The sequence below is a fragment of the Flavobacterium sp. UBA6195 genome (genome assembly GCF_002422095.1).
In the GTDB taxonomy this organism is placed as follows: domain Bacteria; phylum Bacteroidota; class Bacteroidia; order Flavobacteriales; family Flavobacteriaceae; genus Flavobacterium.
Genome location: NZ_DITB01000105.1, coordinates 1 through 8,889 on the forward strand (window position 1 = coordinate 1; position 8,889 = coordinate 8,889).

Below are 8,889 nucleotides of genomic sequence, written 5' to 3' on the forward strand. Positions count from 1 at the left end.
CCAAATAATAACCGCTCCAAAAACCACGATTGTAAACGGTTGCCAAAGCTTCCATCCAAGTATTGATTTTTTCTTTGGTAAATGTTCCTTCGTAATAGGAATCGATAGCTTCACGATAAGTTTTTGTAACCGTTGCTACATAATCTGCTGCTCTTCCGCGCCCTTCAATTTTCAATACTTTGATACCCGAATCGATAACTTGGTCCAGAAAATCTAAGGTACATAAATCTTTTGGGGACATCATGTATTCGTTGTCAAGTTCGATTTCAAAACCAGATTCTTGATCGATAACCGTATATTTTTTACGACAATTTTGTTTGCAAGCACCTCGATTGGCAGAGGAATTGTGCGAATGTAAACTCAAATAACATTTCCCAGAAACTGCCATACACAATGCCCCGTGACCAAAGATTTCGATTTCAACCAAATTACCACTTGGTCCTTTGATTTGCTCTTTTTCAATATCATCGGTGATTTTCTTTACTTGGCGTAAACTCAACTCGCGAGACAGAACAATCGTATCAGCAAACATGGAGTAGAATTTCACAGTTTCGATGTTCGTTACATTCAATTGAGTAGAAATATGCACTTCCATTCCCATCGTACGAGCCGTCATAATCACCGCTTGGTCAGATGCAATTACGGCTGTAATTCCTGCTTCTTTAGCTTTAGTCAAAAGTGTTTTTACAATCGATAAATCATGATCGTAAATTATGGTATTTAAAGTTAGATAGGTTCTAACATTTTTTTCGTTGCAACGACGCGCAATTTCTGGTAAATCGTCTAAAACGAAATTTACGGTTGCACGTGCGCGCATATTTAATTGTTCAACACCAAAATAAATGGAATCGCAACCATTATCTAAAGCTGCTTGCATGGATTCGAAATTTCCGGCAGGCGCCATCAATTCTATTCTTCCAGAAGTTGTCATTAGCTGATAATTTTAAATAATTTATCTGATAATCTTACTCTAAAAGGTAAAGCAAAAGTTACTTTATCACCTTGTTTTGCTTGATTGGCTTCCGTTCCATTAACAAACATTTTTTCCACAACCAATTCCTCATTTCCAGTAGTAGGTCCTGAAATTAATATCTTGTCTCCTACATTCAATTCGTTATTTTCGATTTGAAAAAGGCCTACTTGAGCTTTAACGTAGTAATGTTGAGCTTTTCCTAAAATCACTTTTTTAACTTTGATTTTTTGGCGAATATCTTTAACCGGTTTCACTGTTGCAATTGGAGCATCAGGCAATTCACCTGATTTTTTAAATTTCAACGCTTCGGATTTTCCTTTACGGAATACTTTATTTCCAACTTGTTTTCCGCTTCTCAATTTTACTTGTTCGGCTAATGGTAAATGTGTTATTTCTAAACATTCGGTAGAACAGCAATTTTCCATGGCTGCTTTACATTCGTCACATTGAATAAACAATAAATGACAACCATCGTTTGCACAGTTGGTGTGATTATCACAAGGTTTTCCACATTGATGACATTGCGAAATAATATCTTCAGTAATTCGTTCTCCTAAACGATTATCAAATACGAAATTCTTACCAATAAATTTACTTTCCAAACCTTCCTCTTTGATTTGTTTGGCGTAATTGATGATTCCACCTTCAAGCTGAAATACATTTTTAAAACCTTGATGTTTGAAATACGCAGATGCTTTTTCGCAACGAATTCCTCCGGTGCAATACATCACTAGGTTTTTATCTTCTTTGAAATCTTTTAACTGCTCGTTGATAATAGGTAACGATTCACGAAAAGTTTCTACGTCTGGAGTAATAGCTCCTTTAAAATGACCTACTTCACTTTCGTAATGATTTCTGAAATCTACCACAATCGTGTTAGGATCTTCTAAAATTTCATTGAAAGCTTTGGCATTTAAGTGAACTCCTTTATTGGTAACATCAAACGTTTCGTCATTTAAACCATCGGCTACAATTTTATGACGCACTTTGATTGTTAATTTCAAAAATGAATGATCGTCTTGTTCTACGGCAACATTCAATCGAATACCACGCATGAAATCATATACTTCTAAAGTTTCGCGAAAAGCTTCAAAATTTTCTGCTGGCACACTCATTTGAGCGTTAATTCCTTCGTGAGCAACGTAAATACGGCCCAGTGCATCGAGTGCATTCCAAGCTAGAAATAAATCATCACGAAATTTTTTAGGGTCTTCAATTTTGGCATACGCATAGAAAGACAACGTTAATCGTTGTTTACCCGCTAAATCAATTAGCTCTTTTCTTTCTTCTGCGCTTAAGGTGTTGTACAGTTGCATGCTATAAACGTTTAAGTGAGAATTATGTTATGAATTCTAAATGGAAGAATTCGGGCACAAAGGTAATAAAATTGATTAAAAATCAAATCTTTAATAGCCCATCAAAACATATTAACATTTTTTGTATCGAATAAAAAAAAATGTATTTTTACGAAAAATATTTTATTATGAGCTCAGATAAAGACGCAAAATTAAAAGCCTTACAACTAACATTAGACAAACTTGACAAAACGTACGGAAAAGGAACCGTAATGAAATTAGGTGATAGCGCTGTTGAAGAAGTAGAAGCTATTCCGTCAGGTTCATTAGGTGTTGATTTGGCTCTTGGAGTAAATGGTTACCCAAGAGGAAGAATCATAGAAATCTACGGACCGGAATCGTCAGGTAAAACCACGTTAACATTACACGCCATTGCAGAAGCTCAAAAAGCGGGTGGAATTGCAGCATTTATTGATGCTGAGCACGCATTTGACCGTTTTTATGCTGAGAAATTAGGGGTTGATATTGACAATTTAATTATTTCGCAACCTGACAATGGTGAACAAGCGTTAGAAATTGCCGAGAGTTTAATTCGCTCAGGAGCAGTTGATATCGTTGTTGTTGACTCGGTTGCTGCTTTAACTCCAAAAAGCGAGATTGAGGGCGACATGGGAGATTCTAAAATGGGATTACATGCTCGTTTAATGTCGCAAGCTTTGAGAAAGTTAACAGGTACCATTCACAAAACCAATTGTACCGTATTTTTCATTAACCAGTTACGTGATAAAATTGGGGTAATGTTTGGAAATCCAGAAACCACAACAGGTGGAAACGCATTAAAATTCTATGCTTCGGTTCGTATAGATATTCGTAAATCGACACAAATTAAAGATGGCGAAAACGTAATTGGAAATCGAACTAAAGTTAAAATCGTTAAGAACAAAGTAGCGCCACCATTTAGAACAGCTGAATTTGATGTTATGTACGGAGAAGGAATTTCTAAAGTAGGTGAAATTTTAGACTTAGCCGTAGAATTTGAAATAATCAAGAAAAGTGGCTCTTGGTTTAGTTATGGAGAAACTAAGTTGGGTCAAGGTAGAGATGCTGTGAAAGTGTTAATTAAAGACAATCCAGAATTGATGGATGAATTAGAACAAAAAATAAAAGAAACCATCAAAGAAAACCATGGTTAATAAATTATCCCGATTTTTTCGGGATTTTTTTTGGTCTAACGCAACCTTTTATTCTTTTTTTAATCTAACTTATAATGAATTAAAATGATTTCTAAAATGAAAAAAATTTTTATTTTACTTCTTACTTTATTTATTGTTTCATCTTGTAGTGTAGAAGAAAGTGAACGTTTTTACTATGTGACATTGCCTGTTGAAAGTGTTGATATGCCAGCGGAATTTATAATGGGAGAAACGTATCAAATTAGAATTAGTTATCACAAACCCAATAGTTGTTATGGGTTTTATGGTTTTGTATATGAAAAAAACTTAAATGTAAGAACAATAGCGGTTCAAACTGTTGTTTTTGAAGATAATAGAAACTGTACTAGTTATAATGAAAATGAAACTTTTGAAGAAATTTTAAATTTTAAGCCCACAAACAACGGTACTTACATTTTTAAATTTTGGCATGGAAAAGATTCAAATGGGAATGATATTTTTTTAGAATATGAAATACCTGTAATTTAAAAATAAAAACATTTGATAATTGAGCAACTCATACATGAATGTATTAAAAACAATATCAAGTCGCAAGAACAACTTTACAAATTATTGGCGCCAAAGTTGTTTACTGTGTGCTTGAAATACTCTCGTAATTATGAAGAAGCTCAAGATAATTTACAAGAAAGTTTTTTAATCATATTTGAGAAAATAAGTCAATATAAAAACTCAGGTTCTTTTGAAGGTTGGGCAAAAAGAATAGTAATTAACTATGTTTTACAACAATATAGAAAACAAAATATATTTGAAATTGTTTCTGAGAAAATTCCAGCAGAAGAAGATATAGAAATTGATGATGATACTGTGAGTTTAGAATTTCTAAACAAAATAATACAAGAGTTACCCGATAGGTATCGATTGGTATTTAATCTTTATGTTTTAGATGGTTATTCTCACAAAGAAATTTCTGAAATGTTGGAAATAAACATTGGAACTTCAAAATCTAACTTAGCAAGAGCTAAAGCTATTTTGAAGAATAAAATTGAGTCAAATACTAGTTTTGATGTAAAAAAAAGTAAATGAAAGAAAATAAAAATATAGAACGATTATTTCAAGAGAAATTCAAAGATTTCGAAGCATTACCGCCTGAAGAGTCTTGGGATATTATTGCAAATCGTTTAAATAAGAAGAAAAAAAGAATTGTGCCACTTTGGTTTCAACTTTCAGGTATTGCCGCTTCACTTTTCATAATTGGAGTTTTAATTTGGAATTTCTTAGGTGAAAATAGTACAATTAAAGCACCAAATTCCGACAGCACAATTGTAAATACTAAAAACTCTAAAGGAAAGTCAAATAATTCAAACATTACTTTGCCAAATAACGAAGCAATTGTTTATGATGCAGATTCAAATGAAAAAAAATTAAATATAAAATCTAACAACTCAATACTTCAAAATAAAGAAAATTCGATTGATGATAAATTAGTTAATTCAGAGCTTAAACATAATTCTGATAAAAGAAAAGGATGGGTTTCAAATGATAAATTAAACAATATTAACTCAAATCAAAAAGGATTTAAAAAAGAAAAGAACAATTTCAAAAAACAATCATCTGAGCTAAATTTTGAAAAAGTTTTAGTTACTAATACAGAAAAAAACAAGACAAAAAGAAAATCAAAAACGAAGTTTAACAAAAATAATTCCGCTTTTGAAAACCTATTTGATGTCAATAACGTAGTTGATAACAAGAGAGAAGATAAAAACTCTATCCATAAAAAAACTATTGATGCTTTTTTTGAAAATAAAACATCAAACACAACAACAATAACTAATAATGATTTTATTACAAAACTAACAAACAATTCAAATGTTTTTGTTTCCAATGAAATCATTACTCAAGATAGTACGCTAGTGACTGAAGTTTCTAAAGAAACCAATCCGCTAGAAGAATTGCTTAAAGAAAAAGAGGATGGGAAAAATGAAGATGAAAAAGAAGAAAAAAGAAGTAAATGGGCGATTAGCACTAACGCGTCGCCTGTTTATTTCAATTCATTAGCAGAAGGATCTTCAATTGATGAACAATTTAATTCTAATCGTAAGGACTATACAACAACTTTAAGTTACGGGATATCAACTTCTTTTTTTATTTCAAACAAATTGAGTGTAAGAGCAGGAATTAACAATATTAATTTAAGCTACAACACTAATGATGTTGTTTATGATTCAAAAATGAGAAGTGTAGAAAATAATGTTCCTAATATTTCAAGAAATGAAAAAGCTACAAATATTGTTTTTACTTCAAAAAACAATATAATTGAAACTCTTTCGAGCGATGTTGAAAATATTGCCATAACTGAAAATACTGGTTCCTTAAAACAAAATATAAGTTATATTGAAGTCCCTTTAGAAATTTCATATAAAATATTAGACAAAAAATTTAAAGTAGAAATAATAGGCGGAATGAGTACTTTATTTCTAAACAATAATAGCATTTCTTTATTAACTGATGGTATGGAAATGAATGTAGGAAAAGCAAACAATTTAAACAATATACATTTTAGTAGTAATGTGGGATTTGGCTTTAAATATAATTTTTGGAAAAGTTTTGATGCTAACTTCCAGCCTATGTTTAAATATCAAATCAATTCATTCAGTGAAAACTCAAGTAATTTCAAGCCTTATTTTATCGGCTTGTATACTGGGTTTAGTTTTAGTTTTTAAGCTTTGTTGGTTAAGCTTAAATTTTTAGTTAAGTTGTTTCATTTCTAGTTAAAATGAAACTGAGAAAGTCCAAATGCGTTTGGACTTTTTTATTTTAAATCCTGAAGCAACGGTTGTAAAATGATATCTCTTACTTGTTGTTTCAATGCATTTCTGTCTTCCAATGTTTTGCCTTTCGTTTCAATTATTGGATAAATTTTAGCACGCATTTTTCCTGGACTTCCACTAAAAAAAGTATAAGAGAATCGTTTTTTATTATCAAAAAATACCATCGGAACAATTGGTAAACCGTGTTCAATAGCAATTCTGAAAGCGCCGTCTTTAAATTCGTCTAATACTATATGTTCCTCTGGAACACCACCTTCGGGAAAAATACAAATACTCAATCCTTGGTGAATTCTTTTTTGTGCACGTTCAAAAACCTGGTAACGACTTTTGCTATTGCTTCTATCTACTAAAATACAAACGCGTTTATAAATAAAGCCAAAAATAGGAATTTTAGCCAATTCTTTCTTTCCCACAAAAACAAACGGATGATTTTTTACTGCAATCAACATCAACATAATATCGGTCATTGAAGTGTGATTAGCTACCAACATATAACTTTTTCCATCTTCAAAAACTTCATCACTTTCAATAGAATAATTAAAACCCATTCCAATTAAAATAATCTTAGACCATAACCTCGCAATTTTAAAAAATAACGGATAGGTTTTCTCGCTTAAAATGGTAGCCAAAATAAACGGGAACAACACAATAATTGGAACTAAAACCAAGATATAAAACCAAATGCGATATAGAAGAGTAAGCGGATATTTTAAAAATTTCATTAAGCGTGATTATTTGATTTCCAAAAGTAATCATTTTAATAAAACACATCTCTTTTTACTTTTCTGTTTTTACTTTACATTTGCATTTCTAAATAACAACTTAGCAACGCTTAGCGTTAAAAAACAACAATGGCAAAAATCTTAACCGGAGTTCAAAGTACAGGAACACCACACTTAGGTAATTTATTAGGAGCAATTATTCCTGCTATTCAGATGGCAAACAATCCTGATAACGAGTCTTTTCTTTTCATTGCCGATTTGCATTCGATTACGCAAATCAAAAATGGAGCAGAATTAAGACAAAATACATATAGTGTTGCGGCGGCTTGGCTGGCGTGTGGTTTAGATACGAATCGTGTGGTTTTTTACCGCCAATCAGATGTGCCTCAAACTACAGAGCTTTCTTGGTATTTGAGTTGCTTTTTTCCGTTTCAACGTTTAACATTAGCACATTCTTTCAAAGATAAAGCCGATAGATTAGACGATGTAAATGCAGGATTGTTTTCGTATCCAATGTTAATGGCAGCCGATATTTTATTATATGATGCCGAATTCGTTCCTGTTGGAAAAGATCAATTACAACATTTAGAAATTACGCGTGATGTAGCTTCGAGATTCAATCACCAAATGGGTGAAACGTTTGTATTGCCTGAAGCTAAAATTGATGAGCAAATCATGATTATCCCAGGAACAGACGGACAAAAAATGAGTAAATCGAGAAACAATTTTATCAATATCTTTTTAGACGATAAAGCGTTACTAAAACAAATTAAAACCATTGAAACCGACAGCACTCCACTTGAAGAACCAAAAAACCCAGACACTTGTAACGTGTTTGCTTTATACAAATTATTAGGTTCTGCAGAAGAAGTTGCTGATTTACGTGCCAAATACGAAGCTGGAAATTACGGTTACGGTCACGCGAAACAAGCTTTGTTTGAATTAATCGTTGAGAAATTCAAAACCGAAAGAGAAAAGTACAATTACTACATCAACAATCTAGAAGAAGTAGATAAATTATTACTAGAAGGTGCTTCAAAAGCAAGTGCGGTAGCAAATGGCGTTTTGAAAAGAGTTAGAGAAAAATTGGGTTACTAAGAAAACTCAAAATTCAATAAAGTAAAACCTCAAAGTTTAGATGTCTAAATTTTGAGGTTTTTTATTGTTCTATAATTTCTTTAACTACCCATTTATTATTTACCTTTTCTGAAACTACTTCAATTGAATAAGGTAAACAACCAAAAGGATAAAGTTTAAAAAAAGCTTTTGTTTTCTTATCATTAAACAAAACTCGACTAACGCTTGACAAAGCTTTAATTTGAGAATCTTTAATAAACTCCCCTCTATCAGCAATTGTATCATTTTCAACAAATTTAATTTTCAAAGTTGAATTTAATAATTCTTTTGGTCTAAATTTTCTCTCCTTTAAGCTGTCAATAGAAATATTTCTTTGATTTGTGATTCTAAATTCTGATTTGTTAATTGAAAACAACAGAGAATTTAAACCAATATGTATTTTATTTTTCTCTTGGGCTAATTTTTTAATTTCATCTCTTTGTCTTTCGATATCCTTAGTAATAGAATCAATATTAAAATTAATTTCTAATGAATCCGAACTTGGTGGAGGTGGAGGTGGCAAATTAATTTGAATAAAAGAATGAATGACATTCGGCAACACATCGCACAAAACTTCTGCTTCTAATTCTTCATAGGTTTTTTCTTTCTCTGTGCAAGAGAATAAAAACAAAACTATCGATAAGACGCTAAGTGCTTTTTTCATGTTCTAAATTTAGGAATTTCAATCAAAAAATAAGCCAAAAATTTAGAGAAGCTGAAACGAGTTCAAATTTCCAAATAATAACTCTAGACGTCTTCTTGTCATCCTATGTTTGCAAAAGG

The 8,889-nt window shown here is 31.6% G+C and carries 9 protein-coding genes; 5 read left to right on the forward strand and 4 right to left on the reverse strand.

All coding sequences use genetic code 11. From position 1 onward, the window contains the following. Together B4I81_RS09510 and B4I81_RS09515 are read right to left on the reverse strand one after the other, a co-directional pair. On the reverse strand, positions 1 to 931 hold a 931-nt coding region (locus tag B4I81_RS09510), incomplete at its 3' end, for a peptidase U32 family protein (protein ID WP_291110044.1). Next, positions 931 to 2,289 carry a rhodanese-related sulfurtransferase gene (locus tag B4I81_RS09515; RefSeq protein WP_291110046.1) on the reverse strand — a complete coding sequence of 453 codons (1,359 nt, stop codon included), beginning with the start codon at positions 2,287 to 2,289 and terminating at the stop codon, positions 931 to 933. The genes B4I81_RS09510 and B4I81_RS09515, both read right to left, overlap by 1 nt. Positions 2,290 to 2,456: 167 nt before the next feature. On the opposite strand from B4I81_RS09515, the gene recA reads away from it, so the two are divergent. The 4 genes from recA (at position 2,457) to B4I81_RS09535 (ending at position 6,160) form a co-directional block, all read left to right on the forward strand. After that, positions 2,457 to 3,461 carry a recombinase RecA gene (gene recA, locus B4I81_RS09520; protein ID WP_250580393.1) on the forward strand — a complete coding sequence of 335 codons (1,005 nt, stop codon included), beginning with the start codon at positions 2,457 to 2,459 and terminating at the stop codon, positions 3,459 to 3,461. A 96-nt stretch (positions 3,462 to 3,557) separates the two neighbouring features. Beyond that, positions 3,558 to 3,968: a membrane lipoprotein lipid attachment site-containing protein gene (locus B4I81_RS09525; protein ID WP_291110050.1), complete on the forward strand. Its 411-nt coding sequence runs from the start codon at positions 3,558 to 3,560 to the stop codon at positions 3,966 to 3,968. A 12-nt stretch (positions 3,969 to 3,980) separates the two neighbouring features. Next, complete coding sequence (locus tag B4I81_RS09530; protein WP_291110052.1) at positions 3,981 to 4,523, forward strand: RNA polymerase sigma factor; 543 nt, start codon at positions 3,981 to 3,983, stop codon at positions 4,521 to 4,523. After that, positions 4,520 to 6,160 carry a hypothetical protein gene (locus B4I81_RS09535; RefSeq protein WP_291110053.1) on the forward strand — a complete coding sequence of 547 codons (1,641 nt, stop codon included), beginning with the start codon at positions 4,520 to 4,522 and terminating at the stop codon, positions 6,158 to 6,160. Before B4I81_RS09530 ends, B4I81_RS09535 begins: the two co-directional genes overlap by 4 nt. 89 nt (positions 6,161 to 6,249) lie before the next feature. On the opposite strand, the gene B4I81_RS09540 is transcribed toward B4I81_RS09535, so the two are convergent. Continuing rightward, a complete protein-coding gene (locus tag B4I81_RS09540; RefSeq protein ID WP_291110055.1) occupies positions 6,250 to 6,990 on the reverse strand; it encodes a lysophospholipid acyltransferase family protein in 741 nt (246 codons plus the stop codon). Positions 6,991 to 7,119: 129 nt separating this feature from the next. On the opposite strand from B4I81_RS09540, the gene trpS reads away from it, so the two are divergent. Continuing rightward, entirely contained in the window at positions 7,120 to 8,088 is a 969-nt protein-coding gene (gene trpS / locus B4I81_RS09545; RefSeq protein WP_291110058.1) for a tryptophan--tRNA ligase, read from the forward strand. A gap of 61 nt (positions 8,089 to 8,149) precedes the next feature. On the opposite strand, the gene B4I81_RS09550 is transcribed toward trpS, so the two are convergent. Beyond that, a complete protein-coding gene (locus tag B4I81_RS09550; RefSeq protein WP_291110060.1) occupies positions 8,150 to 8,770 on the reverse strand; it encodes a hypothetical protein in 621 nt (206 codons plus the stop codon). Between the last annotated feature and the right edge of the window lie 119 nt (positions 8,771 to 8,889).

Bases quoted from the DNA above. Each gene is read 5' to 3' on its own strand.
- B4I81_RS09515 (WP_291110046.1), bottom strand. From the start codon at position 2,289: ATGCAACTGTACAACACCTTAAGCGCAGAAGAAAGAAAAGAGCTAATT.
- recA (WP_250580393.1), top strand. From the start codon at position 2,457: ATGAGCTCAGATAAAGACGCAAAATTAAAAGCCTTACAACTAACATTA.
- B4I81_RS09525 (WP_291110050.1), top strand. From the start codon at position 3,558: ATGAAAAAAATTTTTATTTTACTTCTTACTTTATTTATTGTTTCATCT.
- B4I81_RS09535 (WP_291110053.1), top strand. From the start codon at position 4,520: ATGAAAGAAAATAAAAATATAGAACGATTATTTCAAGAGAAATTCAAA.
- B4I81_RS09540 (WP_291110055.1), bottom strand. From the start codon at position 6,990: ATGAAATTTTTAAAATATCCGCTTACTCTTCTATATCGCATTTGGTTT.
- trpS (WP_291110058.1), top strand. From the start codon at position 7,120: ATGGCAAAAATCTTAACCGGAGTTCAAAGTACAGGAACACCACACTTA.
- B4I81_RS09550 (WP_291110060.1), bottom strand. From the start codon at position 8,770: ATGAAAAAAGCACTTAGCGTCTTATCGATAGTTTTGTTTTTATTCTCT.